The sequence below is a fragment of the Psychroserpens burtonensis DSM 12212 genome, assembly GCF_000425305.1.
Classification (GTDB): Bacteria; Bacteroidota; Bacteroidia; order Flavobacteriales; family Flavobacteriaceae; genus Psychroserpens; species Psychroserpens burtonensis.
In genome coordinates, this window is the sequence record NZ_AUDE01000021.1 from 73,770 (window position 1) to 96,525 (window position 22,756).

Here is a 22,756-nt window from a genome sequence, read left to right on the forward strand (position 1 = left end):
TTTAGTAGTTATGATTTTAAGTTGAGTTTTAAACTCAACTCTGTTAGTTGTTGATCATCAATTGGTGCAGGTGCATCTATCATCACATCACGACCATTATTGTTTTTTGGGAAGGCGATAAAATCTCGAATGGTTTCTTGTCCGCCAAGAATGGCAACCAATCTATCCAATCCAAAAGCGAGTCCTCCATGAGGAGGCGCTCCATATTGAAATGCATCCATTAAGAATCCAAACTGTGCTTCTGCTTCTTCTGGTGTAAACCCTAAATATTCAAACATTAACGCTTGCGTTTCTTTATCATGAATACGAATAGAACCTCCACCAATCTCGTTTCCGTTAAGGACTAAATCGTAAGCATTGGCTTTCACATCTCCTGGGTTTGTTTTCAATAATTCTAACTGTCCCGGTTTAGGTGATGTAAATGGGTGGTGCATGGCATGAAAACGCTCTGAATCTTCATCCCATTCTAAAAGCGGGAAATCCATAACCCACAATGGCGCAAAAACTTTAGGATCTCTTAATCCTAAACGTTCTGCTAATTCCATACGTAAAGCACTTAATTGCGCTCTCACTTTATTGGCATTTCCTGAAAGCACACAAACTAAATCTCCAGCTTTTGCTCCGGTAACTTCTGCCCATTTTGCTAAATCATCTTGGTCGTAAAATTTATCTACAGAGGATTTGAAACTTCCATCATCGTTACATCTAGAGTATATCATGCCTAAAGCACCAACTTGTGGACGCCTTACCCAATCAATTAATTTATCGATTTCTTTTCTAGTATAGCTATTCCCACCAGGTACTGCGATACCGACAACTAATTCTGCAGCATTAAATACGCCGAATTCTTTATGTTGCGCAACAGCGTTCAATTCTCCAAAGGCCATTCCAAAACGGATGTCTGGTTTATCATTTCCGTAGAGACGCATCGCATCGTCATACAACATTCTTGGGAACTTTTCAAACTCAACGCCATTCACTTCTTTAAGTAAATGGCGTGTCAACCCTTCAAATGTATTTAAAATATCTTCTTGATCAATGAATGCCATTTCGCAGTCAATCTGAGTAAACTCAGGCTGTCTATCAGCTCGTAAATCTTCATCTCTAAAGCATTTTACAATCTGAAAATACTTATCCATACCACCAACCATAAGCAATTGCTTAAACGTTTGAGGCGATTGTGGCAAGGCATAAAACTGACCAGCATTCATTCTTGAAGGCACTACAAAATCACGCGCACCTTCTGGTGTTGACTTTATTAAATACGGTGTTTCTACCTCTATAAACCCATCCTGAGACAAATAATTCCGCACTTCTTGAGTCACTTTATGTCTAAAAATCAAGTTCTCTCTTACTGGATTGCGACGAATATCGAGATAACGATATTTCATACGTAATTCTTCACCACCATCTGTATCATCTTCAATCGTAAACGGTGGTAATTTTGATTTGTTTAGAATCGTTAATTCAGATACTAGAATCTCAATATCACCAGTTGGCATATTAGGATTTTTAGAGGCACGCTCAATGACTTTTCCTTTGACTTGGACAACGAATTCTCGACCTAAATCTTCGGCACGTTTCATCATTTCTTTTGGTGTGCGCTCTTCATCAAAAACAAGTTGCGTCATCCCGTAACGATCACGAAGATCGACCCAAATGATAAAACCCTTATTTCTAGATTTTTGAACCCAACCAGAAAGGGTAACTTCTGTATTGATATGTGATGCTCTTAACTCACCACAATTGTGACTTCTGTACATAATAAAATAATTAGGACACCTCTATTAAAATGCGTTGGTGTTTACCGGTTGCAAATTTAATAAGTTAATGGGTTTAATTGAATGAAATAAGAAGTTTTATATTCAATGTCAGGTTGAGCGCAGTCGAAACCTCTTAAAATTCGTATTTCCAAAGACATTTCGTTTTACTACATAAGCTACTTTCAAAGACAATATATTCCCATTTCAGTAACGTTCTAGGTAACAATAAAACAAACAAAATAATTATGAAACATTATTAATTCCAAAACAATTTACTAAATATTAAAAAAAGCACAACGCTATGTTATGCTTTTTGAACTTATAATTAGCCTAATACTCTTATTTTATGTTAATTTCTATTTCACCAAAACCTGATGCGTTTCGATATTTTCACCTACATAAATTTTGAGCACATAAACACCTGGATGTAATCTAGACACATTAAATTGAGCACCATTACGCTGCATATCAACTTTAAGTTTTGATTTACCAAGCACATCAAATAATTCTCCAGAGACTTTAGTGTTTTCTTGGGTTTGTTCTTTCTCGTTTGTTACCAAATCTATATGTACGATGTCTTTGGATGGATTGGGATATACACTATAATTAGTTGCCATTCGAGGATAAAATTGTGGGTCTCCAGCTTCATTAACATAAAACGTTTTATTAACTGGATAAAAGCCACAACTATTGGTCACTCTACTTTGAATCGTGTAATTACCCTCTGGTGTGGACGAATTTGCAGTAACCACAACGGTATTACCACTACCACCAGTGGATTGGATATTAAAATTAATTGAAGCATTAGGATAGGAGTTACTAAAGATTACCCAATCTATAGAGTTCCATACTCGTACATTAGAAGTATTTACTGTAAAAACAGCAGAATCAGTTGGGCCAGGATATAAATCACTATCACCTGTTACCAGCACTGAACCATTAACTGTAAGCCGACCAAAATGTATTGTTTTATTGAAAGATATATTATTACCACAACGATTCGTATCTACTGAGGCATTTAAAGTAACAGTACCATTGTAACCTCCAGCTCTAGTTATTGTAATCTGCGTTACATCAAACATATTCTCGGTAATGGTAGCTGCATTTGCGGGAGTAATGGTCCAATCTATATCGGTTGCTGCAGGAATATCAACTGAGTAATTAGCGGTATTGCAAAGTAATCCTGGACCTGAGATTGTACCATTATTATCACAAATAAACGTACAATCAAAATTGTAATTTGGAATTACAGCACTTAACTCTGCTGCTAGCCAATCTCCATTTCTAGGGTTAAAGGATATATGTGCTTCATTAGTATTACCATTGTTTAAAGATGTGGTAAAATTATCAAAAGGTATAGCTTTACTTCCAGTTGGTGGGTTTTCTGCATTATATCTTATTAAATAATCAGCATTATTAAGCGTTGTATTTCCTCCTCCAACATCTAGAGCTGTTGGTGTGGATATAAAGTTAAAACTATTTGCCGATCTACCAGTTAAATTAAGATTGACCAACCAATTATTTATCGATTCGTCATTTATGCTGGCAAGGTCAAAAGAAACTGGATAGAAACCTCCGGGATAAGAATCAAACGGGAGTTGTACTGTACTTGGATTGTCTTCCTCCCGATTAGTAATATTAATATTATAAGCTAAGGTAAAAAGCAGAAAATTTATTTTTTTTGTGATACGAATACGTCCTTTATAGATATTTGCTGTCTGTCCGTTATTTGGTAATGTCTTTGCCTCAAACCTTGCATTGAGATTAGTTCTACCGGGTAGCAATCCTGCTAAATATGCTGGATCATCTAGTATAATAGCTAAAGCAGCATATCCAATATTTTCTCCAAATATTAATAAAGGGAAATAGTTGATTATTATATCTAGTAAAATAGTTGGTTCTATATCACCACTTAAAAATAGTAGTTCTTGTTGTACTCCTAATTCCTGAAAATTAGCGCAATGGCTCCCATTACTAATTGCAATGTTTCTAGTTTGTGTAGGATAACCGAGTAGTTGTAAGTCTGCTTGCCATGTATCAAAAGCTGCATTATCTATATTAAAATTACCATTTATAGTATTACTCAAAAGTTGACGTGTACCAGGACTATTGAATACATCTTGAATATCGCTAATAGTTACTGAACCACCACCTGCAGCAGGCAGATCAAAGTCCCCTACCGGTGTACTTACAAACTGATCTGATAAATGTCTTGCTAAAAATTGTATCCCCAAAGGGATATTAGCACCTTGGTGTGGTGCATCATGGCTAATGTAGAGACTTGTATCGTGATCTAGGTTTTGGTTGTCTTCCATATCTGCCAAAGCATAACGCGCAATAACACCACCCATACTTTGACCGAGAACTACGTTTTGTATGTTTGGGTCTGTTTTGGTATCATTGACCCACTCTATAATATCTTCTAATAATAAGGCATTGCGCCTCAAATCATCTCTACCTTGATCCCAGTTTACATAAATAATGTCATAGTTGGCTATTTCTGCGCCTAGATTTCCTGCTTGAAAAGATGCTTCAGTAATAAAGTTTCCAATATCATTTTCACCCAAAGGATTTTCATTTCCCAATAGACCGCTTTCAAAACCTTCGGCAACAATAAGTGGGTTTGTAATATCGTCACAAAAGTTTCCGCTATTATAAGCAATTTGTATGGTTGCGGAGTTCGCAACGCCATCAAATGTTTGCGTGCCTTGAAATTCAAATTGGTCGTACAACAAACCTAGAGGGTTTGATGGGTCACAAGATTCAGTAACGAGGCGTTTCAGTCCTCCAGAGTTTCCGATACCTATCGGAGCAGTTTGATCACCAACAATAAGTTTACTATGGCTATATAATGTTTGATTACCTGCTATAGTTATTTTATAATCCCAATCATAGGTACCTGCATTGGCGTAACTCACATTTACACTCTGTCCTATAGTAAGTGTTTGGTAACCGTTACCGTCATTAAAATCTACAGCGATACTTTGTACTTGTGTGCTTTGGTTGGTGTACCACAAATTTGCAGGCAATTTGACCTCCATGTTTTTGTAGTTGTAATAAAGTATTGGAGCAGTCATCATAAATACATCAGCAGTCTCATAAGGGTTTTGCCATACGCCTTTATCATATTTATCATAAAGCCTATTTCTACTTACTCTAATTGCATTTGGGTGCGCATTCTCACGTATTCTTGAGTATTTGTAATATAAACCAGAAAGTGCGATGGTATAAGGTGTACGTTCTGCATTCCAGTTATTTTCAAACTGATTAGGGTTCACCAAACCTGCAACGTTTGTTTTAGTACGAGCCATTAACAAGGTATTATAACCTGAGGTATAGATTCCTTTATGTACATAATTAGTATCATTTGCCACACCTTTATAGGAGCGGATATCTACAAACTCCATAGCATAATCTAGTAATAAATCATGAGGAACTTTGTCAAGATCTACTCCTGCAAAGACATTATTAATGGTGTTTTTAAAATTGTGGGATACGGTTTGCGCATTGAGACTTAAGCTTAGTCCTAATAGTACACACAGAAAAAATCTGCGTAAATAAGTAAAAATTTTCATAAATTTGATTTTTGTTTATAGATTAATAATGTAGTGAGTCTGTATTCAAGTTAAGCCCAGTTACAGCTGGGCTTTTTCATTTTAATTTGTGAATGGCATATCGAAACGACCTTCTCTGATTTGTCTTAAATTTCCATTTTGATCAATTATATCAAACCAAAAAGTGCCAGAAACAGTGTAAGCATTCAAATCAAGATGGGTTATTGATAATTGTCCTGCATTTATTGTATTTGTTTCTGAAAATGTTCCTCCTAATGCATATGTACCAAATGCATTAGCAGGAACATTTCCTGCTAATGCATATGTAATGTTTTCATCAATCTCTAAGTTATTAGTACCTAATCCTATTAAGATTAAGTTATTATTATCATTTCTTTTATTCCCTTGTAATCCAAAATAATACTCTCCGTTAACGGATTGATAGACGCAATCTAAAGGATTAATACCACCCCTTGGTATAAACGGTTCTCCATCTAGTAAAGCACCAAATGTACGTTCTCCCGTTTGTGTTGCAGGCGGTAATTGGCTTATAGGATCTTGTGGTTGGTCGTCATCGTTGTTACAACTTGTTACAATGGTGAGACATAATAAGCATAGATATAATATTGTCTTTTTCATTAGTATTAGATTTAGTTTTAAATTTCTATAAATGTAGGAAATTGCCTAGACTTTTGATTACGGTTTTTCCGTACTTTTTATTAATAAATTGTTAAATATTAATTACTAAGCACACAAAAAAAGCACAACATAACGTTGTGCTCTTATCTTTTCAACTCATTCGCTACTCAAAGTGAAAATGAGTCAGGTTCTTCTCTTTTGGAGGAGCTAGAGGAGGCTTTAATCCAAATTAGGAATACGTAAAACCTGTCCTACATAAATCTTATCAGGATCTGATAGCATTGGTTTGTTAGCTTCAAAAATTTCTGGGTATTTCATGGCGTTACCGTAGTAATACTTTGCTATTTTACCTAAAGTATCTCCACTTACAACGGCATGAAATTGAGCTTCTGGCGCTACATGCTCAACAGTCATCTGATCATCTACTGAAGAAATACCTGCTGTATTACCAATTACTAAGATTATTTTCTCTTTGGTTGCTTGGTCATACGCTAATCCTGATACTTTAGCCATATCGTCATCAACAAACACACTTAAATTTTCTACTTGTAATTCTAGATCAGTAATAGTCTCCTCCATATTTCTTGCTGCAGCTTCTTCTAGTCGTAATTCTGTTGCATCTACTTCTTTACTAGTTTCTATAGTTTCTTCGTCGGCTGCTCTTCCTATTCCAAAGACCATAGCGCCTGCATTTTTAATAAATGAAAATAATCCCATAATTATTTGACTTTAGTTAATGTTAATAGATGTAAAGTTGGCGAATTTCTTTATGAATTCCAATTATACGTCCAACGCGCTGTTTTGGATACGATTTTAATAATGAAGTTACATTTCCGTAGAAAAGAAGATCTTAGTCAAAAGAAAACGTCCAACTCAAATTAATGAGTTGGACGTCTTTGGAGACTAAATAACCAACCAAATCTAGCTCCTTGTATTGACCCTTGGGTTCTCTTTTTTAGCAGTTTTCTGCTTACGTTTTTTTAATTCTTTTTTACCTTCAATACGCTTTCCTGTCGTATCTGTTTGTCTTAAGAATTGAATATATCCTCGTCCAGTAAACTCATACACAGTTTCAGATGACGGATGAAATAATTCTATCCTTTGATCATTGATAACGCTCAACTCGAAGTATTCATTGTCAAAGAAATCATAATCTAGTGTTAATGTTTTTAAGTACATATTACCACTCACATCTCCTACGCCGTAAACCCCTGTATAATCCCAGTAAATAGCATCTGGATTACCAATATTAGTATCTTGAGAACTCCTAAACTCTGAGTCATTACCACCAGCTAAAAACTGAAGGTAGTTCTCATTGTCAAATTCATTGATGGCTCCCATTTGACTTGTATACGTTTTCTCCCAAGCTTCATATTCTTTTAAAAAATAATGAATGTTATCATAGAATACAAAGTCATAATCAAAATTATTTCTTTGGTATCCATTTAAAAAATATGAGGTATCATTAAAAGGGTTATACAATTCTATAGTATTGTTATCAATTTGAAAGACATCAAAGCTTTGGAATCCATCAATATCATGATTAATATCTAAAATATTATTATAGGCATCGTAAACACCTAAATCAATCCCAAAACCGTTACCTTGATTACCAAAACCCACTAAGTTGTTATTCGCATATAAAACACCATTTCTAAATGATATGGTGAACGCTATATTTAAGAAAGGTGTTTCATCGTTTCCTAAGGTTTGATTGATATCAACATACCACAACTCGTGGGAGTCCAATAATTGATTCAAAGTAATTCCTGCATTGTTGTTAAAGTCGTTTACGATGAATTCGTCAGTATAACAGGACGTAAACAATGTTGCTGTTAAAGCAAAACCTAAAAGTAGTTTTATCATCTTCATAATCTTTCGTTTTGTGATTTCTATGAGATAAGATTCAAAACACGTGCCAAAATAAAAGTCTATGCGTTTTCTCTTCGGAAAAAGGACATAAAATGCTTATTTTTGGATGAACATAAGATGAGTTATACTACTCACAATTGATACACTATATATGAGTCAGTCATTAAATTACGCAGTATTTGGAGCAGGAAGTTGGGCAACAGCCATTGTAAAAATGCTTTGCGAAAACTTAGATGAAGTGGGTTGGTATATGCGAAGTGTTTATACAAAAGAACACTTGCTAAAAGAACAGCACAATCCTAGTTATTTAAGCTCTGTAGAATTTAAAACCGAACAGCTCAAATTAAGTAATGACATCAACGAAATTGCGGAATGGGCAGATATTTTAATTTTTGTGATTCCATCGGCATTTATTCATACCGAATTACAAAAACTCACTGTAGATATCTCAAATAAGACCATCGTTTCAGCAGTAAAAGGGATTATGCCCGAAACCGGAAAATTAGTAGGTGAACAATTTCATGATGTGTATAATATTCCCTTTGAGAATATTGCAGTTATTGCTGGACCTTGCCATGCAGAGGAAGTCGCTCTAGAACGTTTATCGTATTTAACAATTTCATGCGATGATGCTAAAAAAGCGCAAACTATAGCCGATGCACTGTCTAGTGACTATATCAAAACAAAAATTAGCGATGATGTTATTGGAACAGAATATGCTGTAATGCTTAAAAACATTTATGCTATTGCTGCTGGTATGGCCCATGGTTTGGGTTATGGTGATAATTTCCAAAGTGTATTGATGAGTAATGCCATTCGTGAAATGAAGCGTTTCATTAAAAAAATGCATAAAATGAAACGCAATATAAATAACTCAGCGTATTTAGGTGACTTACTAGTAACCGGTTACTCTACATTTTCACGTAATCGCATGTTTGGAAACATGATTGGTAAAGGCTATACCGTTAAATCGGCACAAATGGAAATGAGTATGGTTGCTGAGGGTTATTATGCTACAAAAAGTGCTCATGACCTTAATCAAAAGAATAAGTCAAAAACACAAACACCTATTATTGACGCTGTTTATGAGATTCTTTATGAGAATAAAAATCCAAAAAAGGTGTTTACTAAATTGACTGATAAGTTGGATTGATCAATTGCTGCATAGGCAGGAGTCTCGTGGGTCCATGTTAAGAACAGTAATTATTCAGTGCTTTTGGTTGGAAACCAAAGGCAATAAGATTTCAAAATGATTTTACAGCGTTACCTAAAGGTCGCGCTTTACGCTATATCTTTTGCAAAAAGCAAAAGGACGCTACTTCAATCCCTAACGCACTAATCAATTTACTTCAGTCAAATATAAAATATAGGTTCACTTACTACGAGATTCCTGCCTTCGCAGGAATTGGTTACTTCACCAAAACACCTTTCAACTGCATTAAAGGAATCGTCTGTAAAGCTTTTACATTAATAGTATTCTTTCTAAACAAATAGATTTTGTCTAACATTTGATTGCCTTCAAAAAATGTGATTTTAAACTCATTATTTAATTTGAGCACATCATTTTGCATAAACTCAATCTTTGAATAGCTTCTCGCTGGTAGATGTTTGATGGTATGACGCATTACAGGCGTTACTTTTTCTTCGGAATAGCCTTTTGACACAATCAAAATGGTATCTAAATCTACATCTTTATTGTTGATGATGTAAGCGTTCCAGTCATCTGTCTTATATTCCGGATGCTGTTCTTGAACTACTGCAACGAACACGTCTTCTACTTTTGGAATATGGATGTCTTTTTTCATCTTAGTTTAAGGTTTCATTTTACTTTGGCACAAAATTAAAGCTTAATGTTAAGTTTTTGATAGTGTTGTTAAAATAATCGAACTTCGTTAATGGATACCTCCAAACTTAAATGTATTACATGAGACTCACTATAGTGTTTTTATTCCTTTCGCAGTTAATAGCAGCTCAAAACTTCAGTGGGATTGTTCTTGATATTGAAACTAATAAACCCATTGAAGATGTAACGGTCTATTTTGAAAAGGAATCTAAAGGAACAATTACTGATGCTTTTGGCACATTCAAATTAACAATAGAATCTATAACTTCTAAAGCAGATAGTTTACAATTTTCTCTAATTGGCTATCATACTAAGAACATCGCCCTAACCAAATTCACAAATACTAAAACCGTAGTTTATCTCTCTAAAAAATTGGAAAGTCTAGATGTAATAGTAATCAAGACCTCTAAGAACTTAAAGACAAACATTAATTATAAGACATTAGCAGCACTAAAAATTGGAGTTTATGCCTTTGGATCTCAAATTATAAACAATTACATCTATGTGATATCAGGAAATTCATCCTATGTAGAGGATTCTGGAAAAAGAGCGCTTGAAGTGGTAAATGACTTACCTGAAGCCTCGTTTGGCAATCTGCTTAAAGAATTACAGCGCGGCTTTAATCATGAAGCCTATACTAATAAATTACAGATTTATAATATTGATAATGATACGTGGTCTGTCTCTGAAACCAAATTTAGAAAACGCGCCTTTCAAAATCTAAATCGTTTTGATAATAGCCTTTATAGCTTAGGTGGAAAACGACTATCTGCTAGCCAGAAATACGAGTATTTAGATGATAAAATTGAAGTTTTTGATTTAGGTTCAAAAGCGATTACAATTGATGATACTAATCCCCATCAAGCGATTAATTTTGCATCGTTTACCTATCAAGATAATATTATCGTCATGGGTGGATCTACTAAATTAAAAAGAAATGGAGAAAAAGTCTTTACAGATGAAGCGCACATATACAATATAACTTCTGGAATGTGGTATGAGCTCGCCAAAATGACATTTGCAAAAGAAACTCAAGGGGTCCTTATCGATAATAAAATATATCTTATTGGAGGAAATGACGGACGCCCACTAAAAACTATTGAATCTTATAATATCAACACTGGAGCTTGGACAAATGAGGGTGATTTATTTGATGAGATGGAACAACCAGGATTAACAACTCATGACAATATCATATATATCTTTAACGATGAAAAATTACTCACTTATGATACAATTACTAAAACTTTAGAGGAATATAATATTAATTTGAAGCTCAAAAATTCTAAATTACATTACTATCAAAATAAGCTTTATATCGTTGGCGGTTTTACCGAAAATAGTAATACCATAGCAGCGTCATCAAAGTCGTATGTCATAGATCTGAATGAATTTTATAAGACGAAACCTAATAACTCTAAAGGGTTCTAATTCAAAATTATTAAACTATAGATTATACAATTAGTACACCCTTATTTTTTATTATAAATATAGTACAAGCATTAATTTTAAATTCTGGCTGTTATTGTGGAACTACTGCGAGGAACACGTCTTCTACTTTTGGAATGTCGATGTCTGTTTTAGTTGTTCAAAACTAATAAACGATTCAAAATAAGAATTAGAATAATTGTTCCTCATGAGACTTTTGATGTTAAAAGAACAAGGTGCCTAGATAAGTCTTCTTTAATAGTATCTTAATTTGTTTTATCTCCACCCACCACCAAGTGCTTCGTACAAATCTACAATAGCTACTAATTGCTGTAGTTGACTATCTATAATATTAAGTTCTGCTATTAAAGCACTCTCTCTTGCTGTTAATAAATCTAAGTAGTTTGCATAACCGTTTTTAAGTAACTCTTCAGAATTGGCTTCGGCTGCGCGTAATGCTTCTACTTCATTCTTTCTAAACTTGAATTTTTTAGTTTCAGATTCATAAGAAAATAATGCGTTAGAAACTTCACTTCCTGCAACTAACAACGTTTTCTTAAATAGAAGTAAGGATTGCTCTTGTTGTGCTAAAGTAACTTCTTTTTGTGTTTTTAACCTTCTCTGATTAAAAAGTGGCTGTGTTAAGCCCCCAAGAATATTTGCGAATAATGAGTTTACAGTCAGTAGATTATCCAATTCTAAACTTTGAAAACCTCCAGAAGCTGTTAATGTTAACGACGGATAAAAGTTGCTTCTAGCCACATTAGTGAGCTCAAAAGACTGAATTAAACCATACTCCGCAGCCATAACATCTGGTCTGTTACTAAGTAACTTTGCTGGCACTCCAAGTGTTATATCTTGTTCTATTTTTTGGATATCCAAACGACTTCTTTCGAAATGTTGCGGTACTGTTCCTAATAAAATACTAAGTGTGTTTTCTGTTTTAAAAATAGCGATTTCAATATCTACTTGTAAAGCTTTAGCATTATTATATTGTGCTATGTTTTGGTCTACTGCAACCAGCGTCACTTGACCTGCATCTTTTAGAGCCTTAATAGTTTCTACGCTACTTTCTCTGGTTGTAATGGTTTGCTTAGTGACTTCTAATTGTGCGTCTAAGGCTAATAAATTGTAATAGGTGTTTGCAATACTGGAAATTAACTGTGTTTTTACAGCTTGATGTCCTGAGACACTTTGTAAATAAGCGGCTTGTGTTGCCCTTTTATTACTTCTTATTTTTTCCCAAATATCGGCTTCCCAAGAGAGATTTGCAGTAACATCATACTGATCTATGGCTTCTTCAAATAAAGACCCAAATTGACTATTTTTAGAGAGTTCTTGATGTGTCGCATTTGCCCCGATACCAACCGATGGTAAATAACCTGCTTTTCCTTGTTTTGCATAGGCTTCCGCAGCGATCATTTGCTGAATTGCAATCCGAACATCCATATTATTTTGCAAACCTTCTTCAACATAATGTTGAAGGAGTTGGTCTGTAAATAATGTTTTCCAAGATACATCTGCAATAGATACACTATCTGTTGGCAAATTATCTGTTCTGAACAAGTTTTCTGTTTCTACTAATTCTGGTCTCACATAATCTTTTGTTACAAAACAACTTTGTAGTGTTAACACGACTAATAAAACGAGAATAGCTTTGCTGAAAAATTTATATTTGTTTGTTGATTTCATAGTTTTTATTCTTCAATAGTTTGTGTTGCTGGTTGACGCGATACTTTTTCTTGTAACCACTGAAATAAGATAAATAATATAGGTATTACAAAGACTCCTAAAATCGTGCCTATCAACATTCCTCCTGCGGCACCTGTGCCAATAGAGTTGTTTCCTTCGGCACCAACACCTGTGGCTAACACCAATGGCATTAATCCTAAAATAAAGGCAAAGGAGGTCATTAAAATCGGACGTAAACGTGCTTTTGCACCATTTATAGCGGCTTCAACAATAGGTTCTCCATTTTTACGTCTTTGTATGGCAAACTCCACTATTAAAATGGCATTTTTTGCGAGTAATCCAATCAGCATTATTAAGGCAATTTGGAAATAGATATTATTTTCCAATCCAAAAAATTTCGTGCTTATATAGGCGCCAAAAACCCCGAATGGCAGGGATAATATAACTGCAAATGGCAACAAGTAACTTTCGTACTGAGCACTTAATAAAAAGTAAACAAACAGAATACTTAAGACAAAGATAAACGTCGTTTGGTTTCCTGCATTTACCTCCTCACGTGTTAATCCCGAATACGCAATAGTGTAATTACTCGGAAGATTTTTAACCTCTTCTTCAATAACTCTAATGGCATCACCAGTACTGAACCCTGGGTTGGTTGCCCCTGTAATTGTTGTTGAGTTGAATAAGTTAAATCGTGTTACTGATTGTGGGCCATACACGCGCTTAAGACTTAAAAACTGTGTAATTGGCGCCATTTCACCCGAATCGGTTCTAACATACATACTATTTAAATCATCAACATCTGCTCTATCTTCAGGTAAGGATTGAATATAGACTCTGAATTGCTTTCCAAATCTTGAGAAATCTGATGCATAAACCCCTCCAATATAGCCCTGCAGCGTTGAGAAAATGCTGTTAATCGGTACGCCTTTTTCTTTTGCTAAAGGGACATTTATATCCATTTCATATTGTGGATACTTCGTGTTAAAAGAGGATTGTGCATATTGTATTTCTGGATGCTTCATTAACCCCATACTAAACTCTTGATTTGCTTTATCCAAATCACTAAATTCCCCTCCAAACTTATCCAATAAGTTGACTTCGAAACCAGCAGAGTTCCCAAACCCTCTAATACTCGGTGGTGCAAAGAAAATAATATTTGCTTCTGGTAGGGTTGAAGCAATACCAAATAGTTGGCCAACGATCGCTTTTGACGATAATGAGGGGTCTTTACGGTCACTCCAATCTTCAAGTTTTAAAAATCCCATGGCATAGTTACTACCAGCTCCACTGATTAAACTCCTTCCTTTTATGAAAGAGACACCTACGACTCCTGGGATTTCGCTCGTTTTTGCGTATAAATCTTTAGTTACAGCATCCGTTCTATCTAAAGTAGCCCCCGGTGGCAATTCTATATTTGCAAATATAATTCCTCTATCTTCATTGGGAACAAAACCAGTAGGTATCGTTTTTGAAGCCCAAAAAATTCCTACTATAACTATTAGTAATAATACTGCTGATATCCATTTTCTTTTGTATAAAATATGAAGAGATTGGCCATATCTTTTTAAAGTAGCATTAAATCCTCTATTAAATAATGCATAAAACCGTTGTAATGGATTTTTCCCTTTTAGCGCCTCATCATTTTTGTGTGCTTTTAACAACAAAGCACACAATGCTGGACTTAATGTTAAGGCATTTACAGCCGAAATAAGAATTGCAATAATTAACGTAACTCCAAACTGCTCATAAAAGACCCCAGTTGGACCTGTTATAAAAGTGACGGGAATAAATACCGCAGCCATAACCAATGTAATAGATATAATGGCTCCAGAAATCTCGTTCATTGCTTTTAGCGTTGCTTTTTTTGGATTTTTTTCACCTTCATCTAATTTTGCATGGACGGCTTCAACAACGACTATGGCATCATCTACTACAATACCAATGGCAAGAACTAATGCAAATAGCGTTAATAAGTTAATAGAATACCCAAAAACACTAAGAAAAAAGAACGTTCCAATAATAGAAACGGGTACTGCAATTGCAGGAATTAAGGTTGAACGGAAATCTTGTAAGAAGATAAATACGACTAGGAATACTAGTAAAAAGGCTTCAAGTAAGGTTGTAACTACTTTATCAATCGAAGCGTTTAAAAATAAACTAGTATCATAAGGCACAAAAATATGTAATCCTTCTGGTAAATTTTTTTTAACCGTTTCTAAAGTGGCTTTAATATCTTCAATAATTTCTTGCGCGTTAGAACCTTTGGTTTGAAAAATACCCATAAACACAGCGGGTTTTCCTAAACTTTCTGCATTTGAAGAATAAGACTGCGCATCGAGTTCTATAGTCGCCACGTCATTTAGACGCAAAAACTCTCCGTCACCTAAAGCTTTGATGACAATATCTCCGTACTGTTTTGCTTCTTTAAAACGACCACTATAGGTTAAAATATACGAAAACGCTTCACCATTATTTTGTCCTAAAGAACCTGCCGCTGCCTCTAAATTCTGTTCTTGCAAAGCAGCTGTAATATCTGATGGGATTAAACTGTATGCTGCTAGTTTTTCTGGCTTTAACCACACACGCATGGCGTAATCTTGTTGTGAAAAGACACTTACGTCACCAACACCTTTCACACGTTGCATAGCAGGTATAACATTTATTTTTAAATAGTTTTGAATAAAAGTTGCGTCATAATCTTCACTATCTGTATACATAGATAAGAACATTAATGCACTTGTTTCCTGCTTTTGAGTAGTAACACCAGTTTGTTTTACCTCTTGTGGCAACAATGGATTTGCTCTACCAACACGGTTTTGAACATTAACTGCAGCAATATCTGCATCGGTATTTTGATCAAAGTAAACAGTAATTTCAGCGGTACCATTGTTAGATGCTGTTGATGTAATATAGGTCATGCCTTCTACACCATTAATCTGTTCCTCAATGGGGATAATTACACTCTCTAATACGGTTTCTGCATTGGCTCCTGGGTAAGAAGCTAATACCTTAATAGTCGGCGGTGCGATATCTGGGTATTCCTCTATTGGTAAATTTGTGATACTTAAAACCCCAAGCATCACTATTATAATAGATATTACGGTTGAAAGAACAGGTCTCTCAATAAATGTTTTTAACATGACAAATAGATTTTGAGTTACTAATTTTTAAAAGAGGTGGCTATTGGTTTAATAGCGTCATCAAAAGATGTTTCTTGCGGTATAATTGGTGTTCCTGTTCTTAATTTACCAACTCCAGAAATAATAATCTTATCTCCCTCTATAAGTCCAGATTCTATTACGTATAAATTACCAACCCTATCTTTTACTTTTATTAAAGTAGATTTAGCCTTATTATCTTTATCTAATGTGTAAATTAAGATGTCTTTTTGTTGCTCAAACGTTGCTGATTGAGGCACAACAATAGCGTTTTTATATTCTATAGGAATTCTAATTTTACCACTATTTCCATTCGTTAAAAGTTCGTTTGGATTGTTAAAAGCTGCTCTTATTGTTATGGTTCCTGTATTTTGATTGATTTGACCTGTACTTGTTTGAATACGTCCAGTTTCAGAATACATCTTTCCATTAGGTAAAACTAAGCTTACATCTGGCGCGTTTTCAATGCGTTCTGCTTTGCTTTTTCCTTCAGATCTTTGTAAATGGTCTATATATTGTGCTTCGTTAAAACTAAAAAAGGCATATACTTTACTAATCTCACTCACTTCTGTTAGAGGTGTGGCATCGCTTGGACTAATTAAAGCACCTTCTCTGAAATTAATAGCTCCAACATAACCATCTATGGGACTTTTAATAGTTGCGTAATCTATATTTGCAACAACACCACTATAATTAGCTTTTGCTTGCGCTAAATTAGCTTTGGCCGTTTCTAATTGAATAGAACTAATAATGTTTTTTTCTACAAGCGGGATTAATTTTTCTACCTCTACTTGTGCTACATTAATTCGTGCTTTTGCTGCACCAGCATCTTGACTTAAAGATTGTGTTTCTAATTCAAATAATATTTGACCTTTACGTACTTTTTGACCTTCATCTACTAATACTTTTTGAATGTATCCAGAGGTTTTAGCTCTTACATCACTATTGACGACGCCTTCTATACTTGTTGGGTATTCTTGATATCCTGTCACTGTTTTAAGTTGTATCTGTGTTACAGGAAAAGTTGCAGGTGGCGCTTCTTGTGCTGTCGCAGAATTTTCTTCTTTGTTACCACAACTTAAAATGATTAGAAATACACTTAGAGCGAGTAACCTTACTATTTTTTTATGTCTCATTTTTTTCTTAGTTTAAATATCGAATTGATTGTCTGTTATTTTTAGTCTTAATTCCTCGATAGAAGCAGAAGCCCCATCGATAAATTTTATATAATCATTATGAAAATTTAAATCGAATTTTTCTTTTTCATTTTCGATTTTTTGTTTGTTTTGGTCCTCTTTATAGTTTTTTATTTCCGAGTGTAATTCACGTAATTCTTTCCAAACATTTATCATTTTATCGACATGTTGAATGATGGTGTCCTTATTTAAAATAAAATATTTTTTACGATCCCCCGTTTTTGTGTAGTACTGAATTTCTTTTAAATCCTGTAAATGATTAAGGTGATTAGAAATAGTACTTTTACTAGCACGAAGAGTGGATACCATATCTTCAAAAGTGGTTCCTTTTTTACCAGTAAGAATAATATAGGATAGTATACGAGCTGCAACGGGTGCCAGCTGTTCTGTGTTTTCTAAATGCACGCCTAGTTTTTCAACTAACGCCATTTTTTCATTGCAAATATTATCTTCCATTTTATAGTATTTTTTTACTGATATTTAAAAACGCGTCGTGCACCAACAGCGTAACTCGTGCAAATATACCTTTAGGTTCTGAACAAACCGAACTAAACGAAGTTAAACTGCTGTTAAATAAAAAAGCCGACTATTAACAGTCGGCTTTTTATTTATTTTATCGTTGTTTATAAGGCAGATTTAAACTGCTCTAAAAACCGAACATCATTCTCACTTAATAATCGAATATCGCTAATTTGATGCAAGAGTAAGGCAATACGATCTATTCCCATACCAAAAGCAAAACCTGAATATTCTTTAGAATCAATACCGCAGTTTTCTAAGACGTTAGGATCTACCATACCACAGCCCATAATTTCTAACCAACCGGTTCCTTTGGTCATTTTATAATCAGTTTCGGTTTCTAATCCCCAATATACATCCACCTCAGCACTTGGCTCAGTAAATGGAAAATAGGATGGACGTAATCTAATTTTAGACTTCCCAAACATTTCGGTTGTGAAATATTGTAACGTTTGTTTTAAATCTGCAAAACTCACATCTTTGTCAATATACAAGCCTTCTACTTGGTGAAAGAAACAATGTGAACGTGCCGAAATAGCTTCGTTACGAAACACACGACCAGGAGAGATGGTACGTATTGGTGGTTTATTGTTTTCCATATATCGTACTTGTACAGAACTTGTATGCGTACGCAATAAAATATCTGGATCTGTTTGAATAAAAAAGGTGTCCTGCATATCCCGAGCAGGATGATATTCAGGTAAATTTAATGCTGTGAAATTATGCCAGTCATCTTCAATTTCTGGACCTTCACTGACATTAAATCCTATGCGAGAAAAGATATCGATGATTTGATTTTTCACTAACGATATTGGATGACGTGCACCAATCTCGATAGGTTCTCCAGGACGTGATAAATCTCCGTAAAGACCATTTATTTCTTCTTTACTTTCTAACTCTTCTTTTAAAGCACTTACTTTCTCTTCGGCAGTTTGCTTGAGTTTATTAATAGTTTGACCAAACTCTTTTTTTTGCTCGCTCGCAACATTTTTAAACTCGGCAAAATAGTCATTAAGTAATCCTTTTTTACCTAAATATTTTATACGAAATGCCTCAACCTCCTCTTTAGATTGCGCTTTAAATGCTTCGGCTTCTGCTATGAGTTCTTTTATCTTATCTATCATGCTTGTGCTGAATTTAGTTCAGTAACTTAAAAATGAATGGCAAATTTAATGAATTTATCGGGATTTGCGTTAAGGATTGTAACGACATCCTTTTTACTTTTTTGTAAAAAAATATAGTGTAAAGCCTGACGAATACAATACTTTTTTCAGTATTGTATTGGTAACGCCCACTTCGATACTCATACGACGCTCAGCACAAGGAAGGTCTATAACTATAGACTAATCTATAAATTTAGACTCTATAAAATAATTTACAATAGCGTCTTTCATTAAAACACTTTGTTCTCCTGCCCTTAATGGCGGTAATTCTTCCTTTACCTTATAATGGGGCCAACCGTCTTCATCTGCAAAATCAAATTCGTAATATCCGTAAGGTGCGAGTAATTTACAGATAGCAATATGCATCAGATCAAGTTTGTGGTCTTTTTTAAATTTTCTATCTAATTGACCCAACTCTTGTACTCCAATTAAATAAATTATAGCATCCAAATCTAATGGATCACCATCTGCAAATGTTGCTGAAAGTTTCTTTACCACTAAGTCCCAACGCTGTTTTAATTGCTCATCTCTTGCCATAACCATCTGTCCACAACTGCGGAAATTATTTATAATTAATTAAGAGTGTAAAGTTAATAAACTATAAGGTCTCTAAAGACGTTATTATTTTAAAATGAGAAAAATTATGTACGTTTGTTAAAACTCACGATACCCATGGCAGTCATTGATATTATATTAGGCGCACTTTTACTTTTTGGACTTATACGAGGCGTTATGAAAGGACTTTTTGTAGAGGTCGCATCTCTTGTGGCACTTATAGCTGGTGTTTATGGAGCCATTCACTTTAGTGATTTTGCTGCAAAATTTTTAGATAGCAAACTTGATTGGGAAGAAAAATATATTAATATTGTTGCTTTTGCTGTTACTTTTACCATCATTGTTTTAATCATAGCTCTCGCAGGAAAAGCCTTAACTAAACTTGCAGATTTTGCTGCTTTAGGGATTCTAAATAAACTTGCAGGTGGTGTTTTTGGAGCACTTAAATTTGGGTTAATATTGAGTATTCTTTTTATTGTTTTTGACAACATGAATAATACCATACCATTTACTGATAAACAGGAATTAGAAGATTCTATTCTATATACACCAGTTAAAGGTTTAGCACCTTTGATTTTTCCAAGTCTATTAAATAAAGGGAAAGAGGAGAACGAAGAGAAGGATCTGTAACACCTCTTTTATTAAAGAAGACAACTAGACGTGTCTAAACCTAGCATTCATAACGAATAATTTTTATGCTAAAAAAGCTAAAATCTGTCAAATCCAGTTTTTAGCTTCTAAAACATATTTATTATCAATTTGATTAGTCAAAGTCAAATCTAAAGATCTGATCCAAATGTTCTGTGCTTTGCATAGACACTTTTAAATCTTTAATAATCCCGTTTTTTAGACCATAAACCCAACCATGAATTTGCAAGTCCCACTCATTTTTCCAAGCATACTGTACTATAGATGTCTTAGCTAAATCATAAACATTTTGCTTCACATTGAGTTCTACCAAACGATCAAAACGATCTTGCTTATCATTAATTTGATCTAATTCAGACTTGTGAGTTTTGTATACTTCTTTTATATTTCTTACCCATTTATTGATAAGTCCGAGTGATTTATTACTTATAGCAGCCTCAACACCTCCACAACCGTAGTGCCCACATACAATAATATGCTTAACTTTTAGGTGATTCACTGCATAGTCCAAAACAGACAGCATATTCATATCTGTATGCACTACCATGTTAGCAATATTTCTATGAACAAAAATCTCACCAGAGTTCGTCCCTGTAATTTCATTTGCTGGCACTCTACTATCGGCACAACCTATCCAAAGTACTGGTGGTTTTTGAAGATCTGCCAGATTTTTGAAATAATTTTCGTCGCTTTCTAATTGTTTATCCACCCATTCTTTATTGTTTTTGAGTAGACTATTATAGTATGTATTTGGCATCTTTTTATAATTTTAATGGGTGTTTTTTATATTTTGTTTAATCCAAGATAGGCATTCTTTAAATGATTTAAAAATATGTTCTTCTGAAATAAAGTCTGGAATAATATCAATACGTTCCATCATATATCGTGGTTGCTTCAATAAGTTCACAAACAACACATCAACTCCTTTCGCCTTTAATTCTTGAAGCATATCTTCCATAGCGTACAATCCAGATTGATCCATATATTGCATTCTACCTAGTCTTAATATCACAGTGGATGCTGTATCCGGAATTTGTAATGTAAGGTTTTGGAAATCTGAGGTAGACCCAAAAAATAAGGGTCCTTTTAGATGCTTAATAAATACTTCTTCTTGTAATTTCTTCGGAAAATCTGCTTCATCATCCCAAGATTCCTCCTTTAATGGTTTTACACCTGATCGTTCTCCAGTAAGATCTCCAATTTTTTTCATGAACATTAACGAAGCAATTATTAGACCTATACCTACTGCATATATTAAATCCCAAAATGTTGATAGTAATAATACAACTATCATAATTACTACTTCAGAGCTAAATTTAATAGGGCCAAATTTAATATCCCTTGGTAAACTAGGTATTGCTTTTAAGCCTTTATAATCCATTACTCCTATACCTACTGTAATTAAGATTCCAGCTAAAACTGCTGCAGGAATTCTAGAGGCAATTGGACCCAATCCTAACAAGATGATAAGCAACATTACTCCTGCAATCATTCCTGATAGTTTCGTTTTACCTCCAGCATTTATATTAACTACGGTTCTAATAGTTGCACCAGCTCCTGGAAGCCCTCCAAACACAGCCGCTATACTATTACCAATACCTTGACCTACTAATTCCTTGTTAGGATTATGCTTAGTTTTAGTCATATTATCTGCAACTACACTAGTCAAAAGTGAATCAATTGCTCCAAGTAGTGCTAACGTAAGTGCTGTAAATATGTAAGGAGTAACGCTCCCAAGACTAAAATTAGAGAACATATCTAATTGTGGCATTGGTATTCCAGATGGAATTTCTTCAATAGGTTGATAATTTAATCCGAAACCCACCGCTATACCAGACATCACGACCAACGCAACGAGGGAGCTCGGGATTTTAGTTGTAATTTTTTTGAATCCGAAGACTATAAAAATGGTTCCAAGAGCGAGACCTAACTCTAACCAATTAACATTTTTAATAGCTCTAGGTATCACCTTTAAAGCCCCTAAAGCTCCTGAAGCATTTTTACCTGCTAATGTTTTAGATTCTTGTAAAATATCTTCTGGCATTATTTTGACAGCTCTATCAATAGTTACCTTAAAATCTTCAAGCACCAAAATACCTTCTCCCGCTTCTTCTTTTAAGATATTTTCTAACATAAGCTCTTCTGCTTCTGGCTTAAATGTATCCACATATGTCATATCCTCTTTAGGATAGTATCCTAATGATGGTAGAACTTGTGTTATGATAATAATAAGTCCAATGGCAGTCATAAAACCAGAGACAACAGGATAAGGAATATATCTAATATACTTACCTAAGCCAATGGCACCAAGACCTATTTGCATGATTCCCGCTAATAAAAACACCGTTAAAATGGCAGGTAATGCTTTTTCTACGCTACCATCATTAGTAGCAATAATTCCAGCAATGACAATCATACTTACTGCGGTCATTGGTGCAGTAGGACCAGAAATTTGAGTTGGTGTACCTCCAAATAATGCTGCAAAAAAGCTTATAAAAATTGCACCGTACAATCCTGCTTGAGGTCCCAAGCCTGAAGACACACCAAAAGCTAATGCTAATGGCAGCGCAACAACTCCTGCTGTAATACCTCCAAAAGCGTCGCCTTTGATGTTTGAGAACAAATTTTTCATGACCTTGTTATTTATAAACTTTGAGCAAAAGAAATATTTTTTTTCGCATATTTCATTTATTCCAATTAAGATTAATTTTGGAAGTTAACTT

The 22,756-nt window shown here is 34.5% G+C and carries 17 protein-coding genes; 3 read left to right on the forward strand and 14 right to left on the reverse strand.

What is annotated here, in order from left to right; translation table 11 throughout:
• Positions 1 to 8: 8 nt before the first annotated feature.
• The 5 genes from aspS to H593_RS0110220 all read right to left on the reverse strand — a co-directional run bounded on the left by aspS (position 9) and on the right by H593_RS0110220 (position 7,828).
• Complete coding sequence (aspS, locus tag H593_RS0110200) at positions 9 to 1,763, reverse strand: aspartate--tRNA ligase (RefSeq protein ID WP_028872358.1); 1,755 nt, start codon at positions 1,761 to 1,763, stop codon at positions 9 to 11.
• Positions 1,764 to 2,119: 356 nt separating this feature from the next.
• Complete coding sequence (locus H593_RS21250) at positions 2,120 to 5,338, reverse strand: T9SS type A sorting domain-containing protein (RefSeq protein ID WP_028872359.1); 3,219 nt, start codon at positions 5,336 to 5,338, stop codon at positions 2,120 to 2,122.
• Between the two features lie 81 nt (positions 5,339 to 5,419).
• A complete protein-coding gene (locus tag H593_RS0110210) occupies positions 5,420 to 5,956 on the reverse strand; it encodes a Riean_0653 family protein (RefSeq protein ID WP_028872360.1) in 537 nt (178 codons plus the stop codon).
• 219 nt (positions 5,957 to 6,175) lie between these two features.
• The gene (gene lysM / locus H593_RS0110215) at positions 6,176 to 6,673 is read right to left on the reverse strand and encodes a peptidoglycan-binding protein LysM (protein ID WP_028872361.1); all 498 of its coding nucleotides are present in this window, start codon (positions 6,671 to 6,673) and stop codon (positions 6,176 to 6,178) included.
• 204 nt (positions 6,674 to 6,877) lie between these two features.
• Positions 6,878 to 7,828, reverse strand: coding sequence for a hypothetical protein (locus H593_RS0110220; protein ID WP_028872362.1), 951 nt, complete (start codon positions 7,826 to 7,828; stop codon positions 6,878 to 6,880).
• Between the two features lie 151 nt (positions 7,829 to 7,979).
• Here H593_RS0110220 and H593_RS0110225 point away from each other — a divergent pair, with 151 nt between their 5' ends.
• Positions 7,980 to 8,981 carry an NAD(P)H-dependent glycerol-3-phosphate dehydrogenase gene (locus H593_RS0110225; protein WP_028872363.1) on the forward strand — a complete coding sequence of 334 codons (1,002 nt, stop codon included), beginning with the start codon at positions 7,980 to 7,982 and terminating at the stop codon, positions 8,979 to 8,981.
• 256 nt (positions 8,982 to 9,237) lie between these two features.
• On the opposite strand, the gene H593_RS0110230 is transcribed toward H593_RS0110225, so the two are convergent.
• Positions 9,238 to 9,633: a hypothetical protein gene (locus H593_RS0110230; RefSeq protein ID WP_028872364.1), complete on the reverse strand. Its 396-nt coding sequence runs from the start codon at positions 9,631 to 9,633 to the stop codon at positions 9,238 to 9,240.
• 119 nt (positions 9,634 to 9,752) lie between these two features.
• Here H593_RS0110230 and H593_RS0110235 point away from each other — a divergent pair, with 119 nt between their 5' ends.
• On the forward strand, positions 9,753 to 11,102 hold the full coding sequence (locus H593_RS0110235; RefSeq protein WP_037052028.1) for a carboxypeptidase-like regulatory domain-containing protein: 1,350 nt from the start codon (positions 9,753 to 9,755) through the stop codon (positions 11,100 to 11,102).
• Positions 11,103 to 11,375: 273 nt separating this feature from the next.
• On the opposite strand, the gene H593_RS0110240 is transcribed toward H593_RS0110235, so the two are convergent.
• From H593_RS0110240 to H593_RS0110265, 6 genes are all read right to left on the reverse strand, one after another.
• A complete protein-coding gene (locus tag H593_RS0110240) occupies positions 11,376 to 12,791 on the reverse strand; it encodes an efflux transporter outer membrane subunit (protein ID WP_028872366.1) in 1,416 nt (471 codons plus the stop codon).
• A gap of 5 nt (positions 12,792 to 12,796) precedes the next feature.
• On the reverse strand, positions 12,797 to 15,934 hold the full coding sequence (locus tag H593_RS0110245; protein WP_028872367.1) for an efflux RND transporter permease subunit: 3,138 nt from the start codon (positions 15,932 to 15,934) through the stop codon (positions 12,797 to 12,799).
• A 20-nt stretch (positions 15,935 to 15,954) separates the two neighbouring features.
• On the reverse strand, positions 15,955 to 17,088 hold the full coding sequence (locus H593_RS0110250; protein WP_028872368.1) for an efflux RND transporter periplasmic adaptor subunit: 1,134 nt from the start codon (positions 17,086 to 17,088) through the stop codon (positions 15,955 to 15,957).
• Positions 17,089 to 17,100: 12 nt separating this feature from the next.
• Positions 17,101 to 17,604 carry a GbsR/MarR family transcriptional regulator gene (locus tag H593_RS0110255; protein WP_028872369.1) on the reverse strand — a complete coding sequence of 168 codons (504 nt, stop codon included), beginning with the start codon at positions 17,602 to 17,604 and terminating at the stop codon, positions 17,101 to 17,103.
• A 167-nt stretch (positions 17,605 to 17,771) separates the two neighbouring features.
• Positions 17,772 to 18,791, reverse strand: a complete 1,020-nt coding sequence (gene pheS, locus H593_RS0110260) for a phenylalanine--tRNA ligase subunit alpha (protein WP_028872370.1) — start codon at positions 18,789 to 18,791, stop codon at positions 17,772 to 17,774.
• A gap of 219 nt (positions 18,792 to 19,010) precedes the next feature.
• Positions 19,011 to 19,367, reverse strand: a complete 357-nt coding sequence (locus H593_RS0110265) for a hypothetical protein (protein WP_028872371.1) — start codon at positions 19,365 to 19,367, stop codon at positions 19,011 to 19,013.
• Between the two features lie 135 nt (positions 19,368 to 19,502).
• Between H593_RS0110265 and H593_RS0110270 the strand changes: the two genes are divergently transcribed.
• Positions 19,503 to 20,015 (forward strand): CvpA family protein, encoded by a 513-nt coding sequence (locus H593_RS0110270; RefSeq protein ID WP_028872372.1) that lies wholly within the window; start codon positions 19,503 to 19,505, stop codon positions 20,013 to 20,015.
• A 133-nt stretch (positions 20,016 to 20,148) separates the two neighbouring features.
• On the opposite strand, the gene can is transcribed toward H593_RS0110270, so the two are convergent.
• Together can and H593_RS0110280 are read right to left on the reverse strand one after the other, a co-directional pair.
• Positions 20,149 to 20,790 (reverse strand): carbonate dehydratase, encoded by a 642-nt coding sequence (can, locus tag H593_RS0110275; RefSeq protein WP_028872373.1) that lies wholly within the window; start codon positions 20,788 to 20,790, stop codon positions 20,149 to 20,151.
• Between the two features lie 12 nt (positions 20,791 to 20,802).
• Positions 20,803 to 22,665: a SulP family inorganic anion transporter gene (locus tag H593_RS0110280; protein ID WP_028872374.1), complete on the reverse strand. Its 1,863-nt coding sequence runs from the start codon at positions 22,663 to 22,665 to the stop codon at positions 20,803 to 20,805.
• Between the last annotated feature and the right edge of the window lie 91 nt (positions 22,666 to 22,756).